The organism is Enterobacteriaceae endosymbiont of Donacia crassipes, from assembly GCF_012569785.1.
In the GTDB taxonomy this organism is placed as follows: domain Bacteria; phylum Pseudomonadota; class Gammaproteobacteria; order Enterobacterales; family Enterobacteriaceae.
This window is the reverse complement of sequence record NZ_CP046202.1, coordinates 379,435-394,638: the sequence shown is the minus strand read 5'-3', so window position 1 is coordinate 394,638 and position 15,204 is coordinate 379,435. Positions and strand designations below refer to the sequence as shown.

The following is a 15,204-nucleotide window of genomic DNA, read 5'->3' as shown; positions in this document are numbered from 1 at the left end:
TTAAATCTTTTTTTAAAAAAAAATTTATTTTTTTAAAAGTTTTAATACTAAATCTATATAGTGTGAATAAAGATTATTTTCATAAGTATCATATAATGATGATAAATTAATTACATATTTATTATTAATATAAATATCTGGAACTAAATGTATATCAAGTTTTTCAACTAAATCGTATTCTTTTTCAAATAATGTTTTTGCTATATTACTATTCCATGCCGCATCAAATACATTACTAGTTATACCTGTAATTTTTATAAAAAGTTTTTTTATAGATTTATAATCATGAATGGTTTCAGTATTATGGATACCATCAAAAATAGGACCCATAACTTTATTTTCTACATTTAATATTTTAGCAACAACCCATGTATAACCTAATAAAGTAGCAAATCCATTTTCTTGCCCCATTTTACTATAATGAATTCTTATAATTTTAATATTTTTAGGAATTTTATTTATAAAAATTTTTTTATTAATATTTTTATAAAATTCATAACAATGAGGACATAAAAATGAAAAAAATTCAATTATAACTGGTTTATTACCAAATTCTTTTTTATATAATAATTGATTTTCTTTTGTTAATTTTTCGTAAAAAGGTTCTTTTGGTGGATTTCTATATGCAAAACAATTATTAGATGTAACTAATACTAAAAATAATATACTAAAAAATAATACACATTTTTTTTTTATATTTATCATAGTTTTATAACTCTTAATTAAAATATAAGATTAATATGATTTAATATCTATTTTACTAGATATTTAAAGTCAAACTATTTTTTAAAAAAATTTGTTAATTTTATATCAAAACTTTTAATATAAAAAATTAAAAGTTTTAAATTATATATTAACATTTTTTAAAAAATTAATCAAATTATTTATATCATTTGGTAAAATTGTATTTAATTTTATTAATATATTATAGAATGGGTGTATAAATTTAATACAACGTGCATGTAAAGCTTGTCTTTTAATTATTTTACTAATTTTTTTTTCATAAAATTTAATATTGTTAATATAATTTTTATAAATCTGATCACCAACAATACTATGTTTAATATATGATAAATGAACTCTAATTTGATGAGTTCTACCTGTTTTTAATTGAACTTTTAAATGAGTATGATTTTGAAAAATATTTTTTATAAAAATTTTTGTTATTGCTGATTTACCTAATGGATGTACATTCATGCAAATATTATTTTTTTTATATATACGTTTTATTGGGTAATCTATAATATTATTATTTTTAATAATCCCATTAACAATAGCTTCATAATTTCTAATTATATTATGTTTTTTTAATTCTTGTTTTAAAAAAAAATAAGAATAAATATTTTTTGCTATTATCATCAATCCAGTAGTATTTTTATCTAATCTATGTACAATACCTGCTCTAGGTATATCTCTTGCATGTGGATAATAATATATTATTGAATTAAATATAGTATTATCTATATTTTTATTACCAGGATGTACTACAATATTAGATTTTTTATTAATAACTAAAATATATCGATCTTCATAAATTATATCTAATGGTATATTTTGTGCTTTCCATATTATTTTTTTATTTAAAATAAAAGTATTAATTTTAATTATGTCTCCTAAAAAAATTTTTTTTTAGGTATATTAATAATTTTATAATTAATTTGAACTTTATTACAAAGTATTAATTTTTTTATTTGTGTTCTAGAACATTGTAATATTTTTTCTTTAAGGAAAAAATCTAATCTTTTTTTATTATATAAAAGATTAACTTTAAAAGTTAAATTAATATTTTTCATTTATTTAAGATTTATAAATTATAGATTATATTTAATATATAATATTATAATAAATTTAAAAAAATGAAAAATTTTATAAATAAAAAAATAGTTTTAATTAATATATTAATATTAATATTATTAATTACAGTTAATTGTAAATATGATAAATATACATATGAGCAAAGATATTTTGATATTCCTTTAAAAGAAGAATATATAAATGCTATAAAATTATTATCTGAAAAAAAATATGATCAAGCTTTATTAAAATTTAATAATTTATATATTAATTATCCAAATAATATATATACTGAAAAAATTTTAATTTCTTTAATTTATTTAAATTATTTAGAACATAATTTTTTGATTGTTTTAGAATTAATAGATGAATTTATACAATTATATGATCATTCTGCATTTATGAGTTATATTTTTTATATTAAAATAATAACAGAGATATCTTTAGATACAAATAGTAAAATACAAAATTTATTTAAAATTAATCGAAAAAATTGTAATCCATTTTATACTCAGTTGGCTATTAATGATACAAAAATATTTTTTAAAAAATATCCAAATAGTATTTATATTCCTTTTTTAAAAAAAAAATTAATTCACATGAACCAACGTATTAAAAATTTTGATTTAAATATTATTAAATTTCTTTATCAAAAAAAAAAATATATATCAACAATTAATAGATGTTTAATTTTTTTAAAAAATAGTCCGTATAATGATATTAATACTAATATAATAAAAAAAATTTTAAATAATTCTTTAAATAAATTAAAACTTAACAATTTTTAATACTATAATAAAAAAACTTAATATTTTTTAATATTAAGTTTTTAATATTTTTATCATTAATTTAAAATCTAATTTTTAATATTATTTTTTAATAAATTTTGTATTTTCTTAAAAATATTTTCTATTTTATTTATTTTATTATTTTTAATTAAAAAAAATAAGTTATTTATACAAATTAAATATTTTTTAATCTTTTCTTTATTATTTTTAAATTTTAAAATAAGATTTATATATAATTGTATATCATAAATAAAAAAATTTTTTAAAATAAATAAATTTAAATCATGTATAGGTTGTGATAAAATAGATATTTTACTTAATGAGATTTTATTTTCAGATAATAAAGTTATATATGTAAATACAAAAAAATATTTTAATGATTCTATAAAAAATAGATATTGATCATGTTTTATAACATCAATATTATAAATAGTTATTCCCCAAACTTTTATTTGCTTTAAAAACCAAAAATAAAGTTTTTTATTATGTCCATGACAATACATTATTGATTCTTTTAAAAAAAAATTCTTTTTTATATTAAATAATGGATATAAACCAAGAACAGGTCCTTTATATATTTTAAGTATTAGTTTAAAAGAAATTTGTTTAGTAGAAGATAAATCAACTAAAATACAATTTTTAGGTAAAATTAATAATTTTTTAATAATTTTTTTTAAAAAAGAAATAGATACATCAATAATAATCATACCTATATCCATAAATATGGAATCTATATTATTTATATTTAAATTTTTTTCTTCCATATAATTAATATTATATCCCGTTAATATTAACATTTTTTGAAAAAAAGAACCTATTTTATTATTACTAATAATAAGTATTGTAGGAAAATTAGGTTGTAAATTTTTAAATATTTTATTTTTTTCATGAAGGTATGATTCACTAATTATACGATATAATATATCTTCTATAAAATCAGGAGATATTCCTTTTTGTTTTGCTTCTTGTCTTCTTAATTTAATAATATTTTTTTCTCTTTCTGGGAAACAAATAGGTAATCCATTTTTATATTTTATTAATCCAATTTGTTTTACTAAATTTAATCTTTTTTTTAAAATATTTAATAATTGTATGTCTAAAGCATCAATTTGATTACGTAATAAATTTATTTTATTTAGCATATTATTTTAAATTTATATTTAATGATTATTTTTTTTTTTAAAAAAACGTGTTTTAAGTATTAAATCTAATTCATTATTTATTTGTAATAAAATCTTTTCTGTAGATTTAAAATCTAAACATCCATCTGTGATTGAAATTCCATATTTTAATTTTTTATTATTTTTAAGATTTAAAATTTGATTTCCTTGATTAATATAACTTTCTATCATTATTCCTATAATAGATATATTTCCTTCTTTAATTTGAGAAATTATTGATTTAATAACTAAAATTTGTTTTTTATAATCTTTATTAGAATTTCCATGATTACAATCTATCATTATTTTAGATTTTAATCCGATATTTAATAAAATTTTTTCACATTTTATTATATTATGTTTGTAATAATTAGGTTTTTTACCTCCTCTTAAGATAATATGACAATTTTTATTTCCTATAGTATTAACTATATATGATTTTCCATTTTGATTTAAACTAATAAAATGATGTTCTATAGCTGATGCTTGGATAGCATTAATAGCTGCATTAATATCACCATTTGTATTGTTTTTAAATCCTACAGGAATATTAATTAAAGAAGCTATTTCTCTATGAATTTGAGATTCTACTGTACGAGCTCCAATAGCCACCCAACTTAATAAATCATCTATATATTGAAATGTATTAGGATTTAATATTTCAGTTGCTAATAATATATTTTTTGTAGCTAATCTTATTAATAATTTACGGGCTAAATATAATCCTTTATTTATATTAAAAGTTTGATTCATGTATGGATCATTAATTAACCCTTTCCATCCTAAAATTGTTCTAGGTTTTTCAAAATATACTCGCATAACAAAATATATATTTTTTTTTAATTTTAAAGATAAATTTTTTAATAAATTTCCATATTCTATAGTTTCTTCAATATTATGTATAGAACATGGTCCACAAACAATTAAAAGTCTACAATCTTTGCCATTAATAATGTTTGATATAATTTTACGTGATATTAATATATTATTTTTAATATCTTGAGATATTGGTAATTTATTTTTTAATTCTTTTGGAGTAATTAAATTATTTTTATTATCAAAATTATTTTTTTGCATAATAAAATATCCATATATATAAAAATTTTATTGCATAAAAATAACATATTTATTCTATCAAATTCAATAAAATTCATATTTAAATTTTTTAAAATATAAATTAAAAATAAAAATAATTTTTTTATAATTAAAATATTATAAATATTATTTATAATTAAAATATTTTTTATATAAACATTTTTATTAGGAAATATCAAATGAATAAATTATTAAAAAAAAATATAATAGAATCTATACAATTAGATAAATTCGCAGAAAATGCATATTTAAATTATTCTATTTATGTAATATCTGATAGAGCATTACCACATATTGGAGATGGATTAAAACCAGTTCAAAGAAGAATTATATATTCTATGTCTGAATTAGGATTAAAATCTTCATCTAAATATAAAAAATCTGCTAGAACTATTGGTGATGTAATAGGTAAATATCATCCTCATGGAGATATAGCATGTTATGAAGCGATGGTTTTAATGGCACAAACTTTTTCTTATAGATATCCATTAATAGAAGGTCAAGGTAATTGGGGAGCTCAAGATGATCCAAAATCATTTGCAGCAATGAGGTATACAGAATCTCGTTTATCTAAATATTCTAATATTTTATTAAATGAAATAGAAAAAGGTACTGTTGATCTTATTCCTAATTTTGATGGTACATTATTAGAACCTAAAATATTACCTGCATGTTTACCTAATATTATTTTAAATGGATCAACAGGAATAGCAGTAGGTATGGCAACAGATATACCTCCACATAATATTAAAGAAATATCTAGTGCAATAATTCAACTTATTGATAATCCTCAAATTTCATTAAATGAACTTTTAAATACAATACAAGGTCCAGATTTTCCTACAGGAAGTGAAATTATAACATCTAAAGATGAAATATATAAAATATATGAAAAAGGTAAAGGTTCAATTAAATTGAGAGCAATATGGAAAATTAAAAATAATTCAATAATTATTACATCATTACCTTATCAAATTTCAGGAATACGTATTATTGAACAAATTACTACACAAATGAGAAATAAAAAATTACCAATGATTGAGGATATTAGAGATGAATCTGATTATGAAAATCCTACACGAATAGTTATTTTTATTCGTAATAATTTTAATTATTTAAAAATTGAACAAATTATGTTGCATTTATTTTTTATTACTGATTTAGAAAAAAGTTATCGTATTAATTTAAATATGATTGGTTTAAATAATAAACCAGCTGTAAAAAACTTGATAGAAATATTATCAGAATGGATTTTATTTAGAAAAATAATAGTAAAAAAACGTTTACATTTTTATTTAGAAAAAATAATTCAAAAATTACATATTATAGAAGGATTACTAATTGTATATTCAAATTTAGAAAAATTTATTAGAATTATTCGTCTAAATATAGATCCTAAACCTATTTTTCAAAAACAATTTAATTTAACTAATTTACAAATAGAAACTTTACTTAATTTTAAATTACGTTCTATTTCATTTATAGAAGAAAAAAATTTAAAAAATAAAAAAAGAAAATTAGAAATAGAATATAAAAATATTATACAAATATTATCTTCAGAAAAAAAAATTAATATTTTATTAAAAAAAGAAATATCATTATTATCTAATTATTATAATGATGATCGTCGTTCAATTTTAAAAAAAAGAAAAGAAGCAAAATTATTAAATGAATCAGAATTAATTTTAAGTGAACCTATAACAATTATTTTGTCTAAAATGGGATGGATTAGATGTGCAAAAGGACATACTATAGATCCATTAAACCTTAATTATAAATCTGGAGATTCATTTTTACTTTCTGTAAAAGGAAAAAAAAATCAAACTATAGTAGTTTTAGATTCTACTGGACGTAGTTATAGTATTGATACACATTCATTACCTGCAGCAAGAAGTCAAGGAGAACCTTTAAATGCTAAATTAAACATTTCTAAAGGATCTATAATTAAAAGTTTATTAATGGAATCTTCTAATAAAGAAATTATTTTATCTTCTAGTTCAGGTTACGGTTTTATATGTAAATTTCATGATTTAATTGCATGTAATAGAAATGGAAAATTATCTATGATTTTATCTAAAAATGCAGAAATATTATCACCTTTAGTCATTAAAAATAAAAATACTAAAATTTTAACTATATCTCTATTAAATAGATTTTTATTATTTTCAATTAATGAAATTCCTAAATTATCTAAAGGAAAAGGAAGTAGATTAATTTTTATTAATAAAAAAGATTTTATCCAAAATAAAGATAAATTAAAATGGATATTTTGTATTAATAAAAATTCTATGATTTATATAAAAACTAATAAAGAACAGTTTATATTAAATTATGAAGAAATAAAAAAATTTTATTCATTAAAAGGTAAAAAAGGTTTTTTTTATAAAAATATAAAAAATATTAAAGATATTTTTATCAAAAATAATTATTAAAATAATTTATTAATATTTAATTTCATGTAAATTTATTTTTTTTAAAAAATTATTTATTTTAAAAACAAATAATTAATATAATTAATCTATACATTAAAATATAAATTAGTTTTAACTAATAATTTATATAAAATAAATTTAATATTTTAATATTAATAATAATTGTATTAATGTATATTTATTTTATAAAAACCATAAATATTTAATTATTTATATTTTTATATTTTATGAATTGATATAGGTTTAATAATATGAAAGTATTAAAATTTGGTGGAACTTCATTAAAAAATGCAGAAAAATTTTTATTAGTGACAAATATAATTAATAATTATTTGAAAAAAGAAAAAATAGCTGTTGTTTTATCTGCTCCAGCAACTATTACTAATAGTCTAGAATTAATAATAAAAAAAAATTTAGAAAAAAAAAATTGTAAAAAATCTTTTATATATATAAAAGATTTTTTTATTAATTTAATTAATGATTTAAAAAAAAAAGTTAATAATATAGATATTATTATTTTACATAATAAAATAAATAAGATATTATCTAGAATAGAAGATCTATTACAAGGTATTCAATTAATAAATTATTGTCCGGATATAATTAAAGCAAAAATTTTATCGCAAGGTGAAAAATTTTCTATACTTTTATTAGAATCTTTATTAAATATAAAAAAATACAAAATATATATTATTTCTCCTAAAAAATACTTATTAGCTTATGGTAATTATTTAGAATCAACAGTAGATATTTCTATAACTTCTAAAAATCTTAAGAAAATTGATTTGTCAAATATTGATTTAATATTAATGCCTGGATTTTCTGCTGTTAATAAAAATAAGGAGACTGTTTTATTAGGTAGAAATGGTTCAGATTATTCTGCTACAGTATTGGCTGTTTGTTTTAAAGCTAGTTGTTGTGAAATTTGGACTGATGTTAATGGTATTTATACTGCAGATCCTAATATTATATCTAATGCACAATTATTAAAATTTATTAATTATCAAGAAGCAATTAATTTATCATATTTTGGTGCTAAGGTAATCCATTATAAAACATTATTACCTATGTTAAAAACAAACATACCTTGTGTTATAAAAAATATAATGAATTCTAAATTTAATGGAACTTTAATTAAAAATTTTGATATGACTAAATATTTATTACCTGAAATAAGAAGTATTACTAAATTAAAAAATATATCAATGTTAAATATTTTTGGTAATAAAAATAAATACATAAATAATATTATATCAAAAATATTATTTTTTATATTACAATCTAAAATATCTATTTATTTTATAACTCAATCTTCTGAAGATTGTAATATTAATGTATTTTTATTAGATAAAGATTTAAATAATTTAAAAAATTTGTTAGAAGAAGAATTTCATTTAGAATTTAAATATAATTTAATTAAATCTATAAAAATTATTCAAAAATTATCATTAGTTACTTTAATTATTAATCAAGTTAATTATTCTAAAAATATAATTTCCAATTTTTTAAAAATATTTAAAATAACAAAAACCAATATTTTTGGTATATCACAAAATATTTTCCAAAATTATATTACTGTTGCTATAAAAGAATGCTATGCAAAAAATATTATAAAAATAACACATGAAATTTTATTTCATAAAAATAAAATATTAGAAATTTTTATTATAGGTACTGGAGGTATTGGAAGTACTTTATTACAACAAATTCATCAAAATATAAATTATTTTAAAAAAAAAAATATTATTTTAAAAATTTGTAGTATTTTAAATACAAAATATTCATTAATAGATTTTAATGGAATTAATATTAAAAATTGGCAAAAAAAAATTAAATATCATCCTTTTAATAAAAATCAGATTAAATATTTATTACAACATATTGATAAATATAAATTAATTAATCCAGTTATTATTGATTGTACTTCCTCACAAAGAATTGCTGATCAATATATCAATTTTTTTAACTATGGTTTTAATATAATAGCTGTTAATAAAAAAGCAAATTCCTCTAGTATGGAATACTATAATCAAATACGTTTAACAGCAAGTAAATTAAATTTAAAATTTTATTATGAAACAAATGTTGGTGCTGGATTACCAGTTATTAGTACTTTAAAAAATTTATTACAAACAGGTAATAAAATTAATAAATTTATTGGAATTTTATCTGGTTCGCTATCATTTATTTTTGGCAAACTAGAAGAAGGAATTATTTTATCTGAATCTATAATAATGGCTCAAAAAATGGGTTTTACAGAACCAGATCCACGTATAGATCTTACAGGTATAGATGTAGCAAGAAAATTACTTATATTAGCTAGAGAAATTGGTTTTAATATAGAATTAAAAGATATTATCATTGAATCTGTTATACCTAATAAATTAAACAATAATCTTTCTATGAAAGATTTTTTTAATTCTCTATCAGATATAAATCAAATTTACATAAAAAAAATTGAATATGCAAAACAAAATAATAAAGTTCTACGTTATGTAGGAAGTATTGATGAAAAAGGTATATGTAAAGTAAAAATTATTCAAATTGATAATAATCATCCATTTTTTAATATCAAAAATGGAGAAAATTCTTTTGCTTTTTATACTAATTATTATCAACCTTATCCATTAGTATTAAGAGGATACGGAGCTGGTAATAATGTTACTGCAGCAGGAGCATTAACTGATTTATTGCATATAATTTTATAAAATAAATAAGGAATTATTATTTATGATAAAAATTTATTCTCCTGCTTCTATTGGTAATATTAATGTAGGTTTTGATTCATTAGGAATAGCATTATCTAGAATAGATGGAGGAATTTTAGGAGATTTTATAACAATTTCTACTTCTAAAAAATTTGAATTAATAAATAAAGGTTTATTTTTTAATGATTTACCAAAAAATAATTATGAAAATATTATTTTTAATTGTTGGATAAAATTTTGTGATAAAATTAGAAAAAAAATTCCTTTAAAAATAGTTTTAGAAAAAAATATTCCTGTTGCATCAGGATTAGGTTCAAGTGCATGTTCTATAGTTGCTTGTTTAAAAGCAATAAATTTATTTTGTAATAATCCATTAAATAATTTAACTCTATTAAAATTAATGGGAAAACTAGAAGGATTTTTATCTGGCAAAATACATTATGATAATATTGCACCATGTTTATTAGGTGGTATGAAATTAATATTAATTATAAACAAAAATGACTTAATTATTCAAAATTTACCAATTTTTCAAAATTGGTTTTGGGTAATAGCATATCCTGGAATAAAATTATCTACATTTTCTTCTAGAAAAATTTTACCAAAATTATATAAAAAAGAAATTTTTATTAAACAAAATCAATATTTAGCTGGATTTATTAATGCTATATATACAAAAAATGAACTACTAGCTGCAAAATTAATGAAGGATTTTATAGCCGAACCATATCGAAAATCACTTATACCTAATTTTGATAAAATTTCTTGTACAGCAAAAAAATTAGGAGCTTTAAGTTATGGTATTTCAGGGTCAGGACCTACTATATTTAGTATTTTTAATAATTTAAATATTGCATATAATATGGTTAATTGGTTACAAAAAAATTATTTAAAAAACAAAACAGGTTTTGTTCATATATGTAAAATAAATAATATAGGAACTAAAATTATGGAGAGTAAATGAAATTTTATAATATTAATTATCACAAAGAAAAAAAAACTTTTAGTCAAGCTTTACAACAAGGATTAGGTATAAATCAAGGTTTATTTTTTCCTGAATACATACCTAAATTAAATAATAAAACTATTGAAAATATATTAAATCTTAATTTTATAGATAAAAGTAGTTATATACTTTCACTTTTTTTAGAAAAAGAAATGGAATTAAATATTTTAAATAAAAAAATAAAAAAAGGATTTAATTTTCCCTTAATCTTTAATATTTTTGATAAAAATCTTGCTTGTTTAGAATTATTTCACGGTCCTACTTTAGCTTTTAAAGATTTTGGTGTTCGTTTTATGGCACAAATGCTAAAATTTTTTAATAAAGGAAAAAAAAATAAAATTATTATTTTAACTGCTACTTCTGGAGATACTGGAGCGGCTGTTGCTCATGCATTTTATAATATTAAAAATATTGAAATAGTAATATTATATCCTTATAAAAAAATTTCTATTTTACAAGAAAAATTATTTTGTACATTAGGAAATAATATAAAAACTATTGCTATTAAAGGTAATTTTGATGATTGTCAAAAACTTATTAAAAAATCTTTTAATGATCAAGAATTAAAACAAACTTTAAATTTAAATTCTGCTAATTCAATAAATATTAGTAGATTACTTGCACAAATATGTTATTATTTTGAAGCATTTAGTCAAATACCTTTAGATCAAAGAAAAAAAAAAATAATTATATCAGTTCCAAGTGGAAATTTTGGAAATTTAACTGCTGGATTAATAGCTAAAGTTATGGGTTTGCCTATACATAAATTTATAGCTGCAACTAATATAAATGATACAATTCCTAGATATTTAAATTTAAAACATTGGGAACCTAAGAAAACTATATCTACATTATCTAATGCTATGGATGTAAGTATACCTAATAACTGGCCTAGAATTAAAAAAATTTTTCAAACTAATAATTGGAATTTAAATTTATTAGAATCTAAATCTATAACAGATTTAGAAACAACACAAACAACAATAAATGTATTTAATAAATATAAATATATTTTAGAACCACATACAGCTGTAAGTTTTTGTGCATTAAAAAAATATATTTTAGAAAAAAATACTTTTAATATATTTCTTGGTACTGCTCATCCAGCAAAATTTAAAGAATATATCTATAATACTTTACATAAAAAAATAATGTTACCTAAAATTTTAACTAATTGTATAAAAAAAGAAAATTTATCTTATAAATTACCTAATAATTTTTTAGTTTTAAAAAATTTTTTAATAAAAAATTATATAATCTAAACTACATATATTTTTATATAAAGAATATTAATTATGTTAATACATAAATTGACTTATAATCATGAATATTTCATCTTATTTCAAATATTTGCCATTTTTACTAGTTGTATAATGATATTAATATCATTTTTTTTAGGGGGACGTTCATCTAATTTAGATAAACAAATACCATTTGAATCAGGTGTTATGTCTTATGGAAATTCACAAATAAAAATACATATTAAATTTTATTTAATAGCAATATTTTTTATTATTTTTGATGTCGAATCCTTATATTTATATTTATGGTCTCTTTCTATAAAAAAAATAGGATTAGAAGGTTTTATTGAAGGAATTTTATTTATTTTAACTATTTTAATTACTTTATTTTATTTATTTAAAACAAATATATTAAACTCGAAATATAGAAATATTTAATAATATTAAAATAATAAATATATAATACAATATGAAATATATTCTTAATAAATATAAAAATAAAAAAAAAAAATATCCTTTAGAAGAAAAAAAATATATTAGTACAGATCCATTAGATGAACAAGTTAATAAAAATATTTTTTTAGGTAGTTTAAAAAAAATTACTCATCAAATTATTAACTGGGGCAGAAAAAATTCTTTATGGCCTTATAATTTTGGATTATCATGTTGTTATGTTGAAATGACAACATCATTTACATCCATTAATGATATTTCTCGTTTTGGTTCTGAAGTTTTAAGAGCTTCTCCAAGACAAGCTGATTTTATCGTAATAGCAGGAACATGTTTTTTAAAAATGGCTCCTATAATACAAAGATTATACGATCAAATGTTAGAACCAAAATGGGTTATTTCGATGGGATCATGTGCTAATTCTGGAGGAATGTATGATATATATTCTGTAATACAAGGAGTAGATAAATTTTTACCTGTAGATATTTATATTCCAGGATGTCCTCCCCGACCAGAAGCATATATACAAGCATTATTATTATTACAAAAATCCATTAATTATGAAAGACGTCCTTTATCTTGGATAATAGGAGATCAAGGTATTTATAAAGCTAAAATAAAATCACCTAATAAAAAATTTTATAATAAAAATATTAAATTTAAATCACCAAAAAACATATAATATCTATAGGTATTTATTTATGAATAATATTTTTAATAAAATAGTTACTAAAATAGGAGATAAACATAATAAATCGTTTTCTAAAAAGAAAATAGAACCTATAATAGATGAATTAAATAAAAAATTTTCTTTTAAAGATTTTATTATACAAAATGGTTATAATAAAAAAATGCCATTAGTTATTTGGATTAAATCTGATGATCTGATAAAATTTATGAAATTTTTTTCACAAATTATTCATAATCCATATAATATGTTATATGATATGCATGGCATAGATGAAAGATTGCATTTAAATAAATTTTATCTAATGAAAAAAATAGATTTTTCTTTATTTTATCATTTAATTTCTATTAATAGAAATTCTGATATTATTATAAAAATTCCTTTTAAAAAAAAATCATTATCTATTGATAGTATCACAGGAATTTTTAAAAATTCAAATTGGTATGAAAGAGAAATTTGGGAAATGTTTGGAATTAATTTTATTAATCATCCTTGTTTATCACATATTCTATTACCAAAAAATTGGGATAATGGTTATCCATTACGTAAAGATTTCCCTTCTAGAGCTACTGATTTAACACCCTATATCTTAACAAAAGAAAAATATAAAACAGATATTGAAGCAACAAAATTTTTTCCACATGATTTTAATACATCAGAAAAAAACAAATATAATGATTATATGTATCTTAATTTAGGACCTAATCATCCTTCTGTACATGGTGTATTTAGAATTATTTTACAACTATCTGGAGAAGAAATTATACAATGTATACCAGAAATTGGTTACCATCATAGAGGCGCTGAAAAAATTGCTGAAAGACAAACATGGCATACTTATATCCCATATACAGATAGAATTGAATATTTAGGTGGATGTATAAATGAAATGCCTTATATTCTAGCAATAGAAAAATTAGCTAATATTGTTGTTACTGATAGAATTAAAGTAATTAGAATAATGTTATCTGAACTATTTCGTATTAATAGTCATTTATTATATTTTTCAACTTTTATACAAGATGTAGGAGCGATGACTCCTGTTTTTTTAGCTTTTACAGATAGACAAAAAATATATGATATCATTGAAGCAATTACTGGTGCTAGAATGCATCCTGCTTGGTTTAGAATAGGAGGATTAGCACAAGATTTACCTAAAAAATGGAATATTCTAATACAAAAATTATTAACATGGTTGCCTAAAAGATTAATTCTATATAAAAAAACAGCCTTACAAAATAGTATTTTAATATCTAGAACTAAAAATATAGCAGTTTATAATCAAAAAGAAGCAATATCTTGGGGCGTAACCGGTGCTGGTTTACGAGCTACCGGATTAGATTTTGATGTAAGAAAATGGCGTCCTTATTCAGGATATGAAAATTTTGATTTTGATATCCCTATTGGGAATAATATTAGTGATTGTTATTCTAGAGTATTATTAAAATTTGAAGAAATTTGGCAAAGTTTACATATTATAAAACAATGCTTAAGTTATATGCCTGAAGGAGAATATAAAGTTGATCATCCCTTAACAACTCCACCACTTAGAAAAAAAATGTTAAATAACATAGAAAATTTAATTAATCATTTTATACAAGTTTCATGGGGGCCTTTAATACCTGCTAATGAATCATTTCAAATGATTGAAGCTACTAAAGGTGTTAATAGTTATTATTTAATAAGTGATGGTAATACAACTAGTTATCGTACTAGAATAAGAACACCTAGTTTTCCTCATTTGCAACAAATACCATCTGTTATCTGTGGTAGTTTAGTATCTGATTTAGTTGCTTATTTAGGAAGTATTGATTTTGTTATGTCTGATGTAGATCGTTAAAA

The 15,204-nt window shown here is 19.0% G+C and carries 13 protein-coding genes; 8 read left to right on the top strand and 5 right to left on the bottom strand.

The features are described 5' to 3' along the window. Nucleotides 1-24: 24 nt before the first annotated feature. The 3 genes from GJT95_RS01935 to GJT95_RS01925 form a co-directional block, all read right to left on the bottom strand. Nucleotides 25-705, bottom strand: a complete 681-nt coding sequence (locus GJT95_RS01935; RefSeq protein WP_169786086.1) for a DsbA family protein — start codon at nucleotides 703-705, stop codon at nucleotides 25-27. A gap of 141 nt (nucleotides 706-846) precedes the next feature. After that, complete coding sequence (locus tag GJT95_RS01930) at nucleotides 847-1,605, bottom strand: RluA family pseudouridine synthase (RefSeq protein ID WP_281352184.1); 759 nt, start codon at nucleotides 1,603-1,605, stop codon at nucleotides 847-849. 8 nt (nucleotides 1,606-1,613) lie between these two features. Beyond that, entirely contained in the window at nucleotides 1,614-1,793 is a 180-nt protein-coding gene (locus GJT95_RS01925) for a S4 domain-containing protein (protein ID WP_169786085.1), read from the bottom strand. A gap of 63 nt (nucleotides 1,794-1,856) precedes the next feature. On the opposite strand from GJT95_RS01925, the gene bamD reads away from it, so the two are divergent. Further along, entirely contained in the window at nucleotides 1,857-2,582 is a 726-nt protein-coding gene (gene bamD, locus GJT95_RS01920; protein WP_169786084.1) for an outer membrane protein assembly factor BamD, read from the top strand. 68 nt (nucleotides 2,583-2,650) lie between these two features. Here the strand turns inward: bamD and tyrA are convergent, their stop codons facing one another. After that, entirely contained in the window at nucleotides 2,651-3,724 is a 1,074-nt protein-coding gene (gene tyrA / locus GJT95_RS01915; RefSeq protein ID WP_169786083.1) for a bifunctional chorismate mutase/prephenate dehydrogenase, read from the bottom strand. 18 nt (nucleotides 3,725-3,742) lie between these two features. Then, nucleotides 3,743-4,819, bottom strand: coding sequence for a 3-deoxy-7-phosphoheptulonate synthase (locus tag GJT95_RS01910; RefSeq protein WP_169786082.1), 1,077 nt, complete (start codon nucleotides 4,817-4,819; stop codon nucleotides 3,743-3,745). A gap of 197 nt (nucleotides 4,820-5,016) precedes the next feature. On the opposite strand from GJT95_RS01910, the gene parC reads away from it, so the two are divergent. The 7 genes from parC (at nucleotide 5,017) to nuoC (ending at nucleotide 15,202) form a co-directional block, all read left to right on the top strand. Beyond that, on the top strand, nucleotides 5,017-7,269 hold the full coding sequence (gene parC, locus GJT95_RS01905) for a DNA topoisomerase IV subunit A (protein ID WP_169786081.1): 2,253 nt from the start codon (nucleotides 5,017-5,019) through the stop codon (nucleotides 7,267-7,269). A gap of 251 nt (nucleotides 7,270-7,520) precedes the next feature. Next, complete coding sequence (gene thrA / locus GJT95_RS01900; protein WP_169786080.1) at nucleotides 7,521-9,977, top strand: bifunctional aspartate kinase/homoserine dehydrogenase I; 2,457 nt, start codon at nucleotides 7,521-7,523, stop codon at nucleotides 9,975-9,977. Between the two features lie 22 nt (nucleotides 9,978-9,999). After that, nucleotides 10,000-10,941, top strand: a complete 942-nt coding sequence (thrB, locus tag GJT95_RS01895; protein ID WP_169786079.1) for a homoserine kinase — start codon at nucleotides 10,000-10,002, stop codon at nucleotides 10,939-10,941. Next, on the top strand, nucleotides 10,938-12,245 hold the full coding sequence (gene thrC / locus GJT95_RS01890) for a threonine synthase (RefSeq protein ID WP_169786078.1): 1,308 nt from the start codon (nucleotides 10,938-10,940) through the stop codon (nucleotides 12,243-12,245). Before thrB ends, thrC begins: the two co-directional genes overlap by 4 nt. A 111-nt stretch (nucleotides 12,246-12,356) precedes the next feature. After that, on the top strand, nucleotides 12,357-12,662 hold the full coding sequence (gene ndhC, locus GJT95_RS01885) for an NADH-quinone oxidoreductase subunit A (protein ID WP_246225718.1): 306 nt from the start codon (nucleotides 12,357-12,359) through the stop codon (nucleotides 12,660-12,662). A gap of 31 nt (nucleotides 12,663-12,693) precedes the next feature. Further along, nucleotides 12,694-13,356 carry a NuoB/complex I 20 kDa subunit family protein gene (locus GJT95_RS01880; RefSeq protein WP_169786076.1) on the top strand — a complete coding sequence of 221 codons (663 nt, stop codon included), beginning with the start codon at nucleotides 12,694-12,696 and terminating at the stop codon, nucleotides 13,354-13,356. Nucleotides 13,357-13,375: 19 nt separating this feature from the next. After that, nucleotides 13,376-15,202 (top strand): NADH-quinone oxidoreductase subunit C/D, encoded by a 1,827-nt coding sequence (nuoC, locus tag GJT95_RS01875; RefSeq protein ID WP_169786075.1) that lies wholly within the window; start codon nucleotides 13,376-13,378, stop codon nucleotides 15,200-15,202. Nucleotides 15,203-15,204: the final 2 nt, after the last annotated feature.

Bases quoted from the DNA above. Each gene is read 5' to 3' on its own strand.
- GJT95_RS01910 (WP_169786082.1), bottom strand. From the start codon at position 4,819: ATGCAAAAAAATAATTTTGATAATAAAAATAATTTAATTACTCCAAAA.
- GJT95_RS01880 (WP_169786076.1), top strand. From the start codon at position 12,694: ATGAAATATATTCTTAATAAATATAAAAATAAAAAAAAAAAATATCCT.
- thrA (WP_169786080.1), top strand. From the start codon at position 7,521: ATGAAAGTATTAAAATTTGGTGGAACTTCATTAAAAAATGCAGAAAAA.
- tyrA (WP_169786083.1), bottom strand. From the start codon at position 3,724: ATGCTAAATAAAATAAATTTATTACGTAATCAAATTGATGCTTTAGAC.
- nuoC (WP_169786075.1), top strand. From the start codon at position 13,376: ATGAATAATATTTTTAATAAAATAGTTACTAAAATAGGAGATAAACAT.
- GJT95_RS01925 (WP_169786085.1), bottom strand. From the start codon at position 1,793: ATGAAAAATATTAATTTAACTTTTAAAGTTAATCTTTTATATAATAAA.
- thrB (WP_169786079.1), top strand. From the start codon at position 10,000: ATGATAAAAATTTATTCTCCTGCTTCTATTGGTAATATTAATGTAGGT.
- ndhC (WP_246225718.1), top strand. From the start codon at position 12,357: ATGATATTAATATCATTTTTTTTAGGGGGACGTTCATCTAATTTAGAT.
- bamD (WP_169786084.1), top strand. From the start codon at position 1,857: ATGAAAAATTTTATAAATAAAAAAATAGTTTTAATTAATATATTAATA.
- parC (WP_169786081.1), top strand. From the start codon at position 5,017: ATGAATAAATTATTAAAAAAAAATATAATAGAATCTATACAATTAGAT.
- GJT95_RS01935 (WP_169786086.1), bottom strand. From the start codon at position 705: ATGATAAATATAAAAAAAAAATGTGTATTATTTTTTAGTATATTATTT.
- thrC (WP_169786078.1), top strand. From the start codon at position 10,938: ATGAAATTTTATAATATTAATTATCACAAAGAAAAAAAAACTTTTAGT.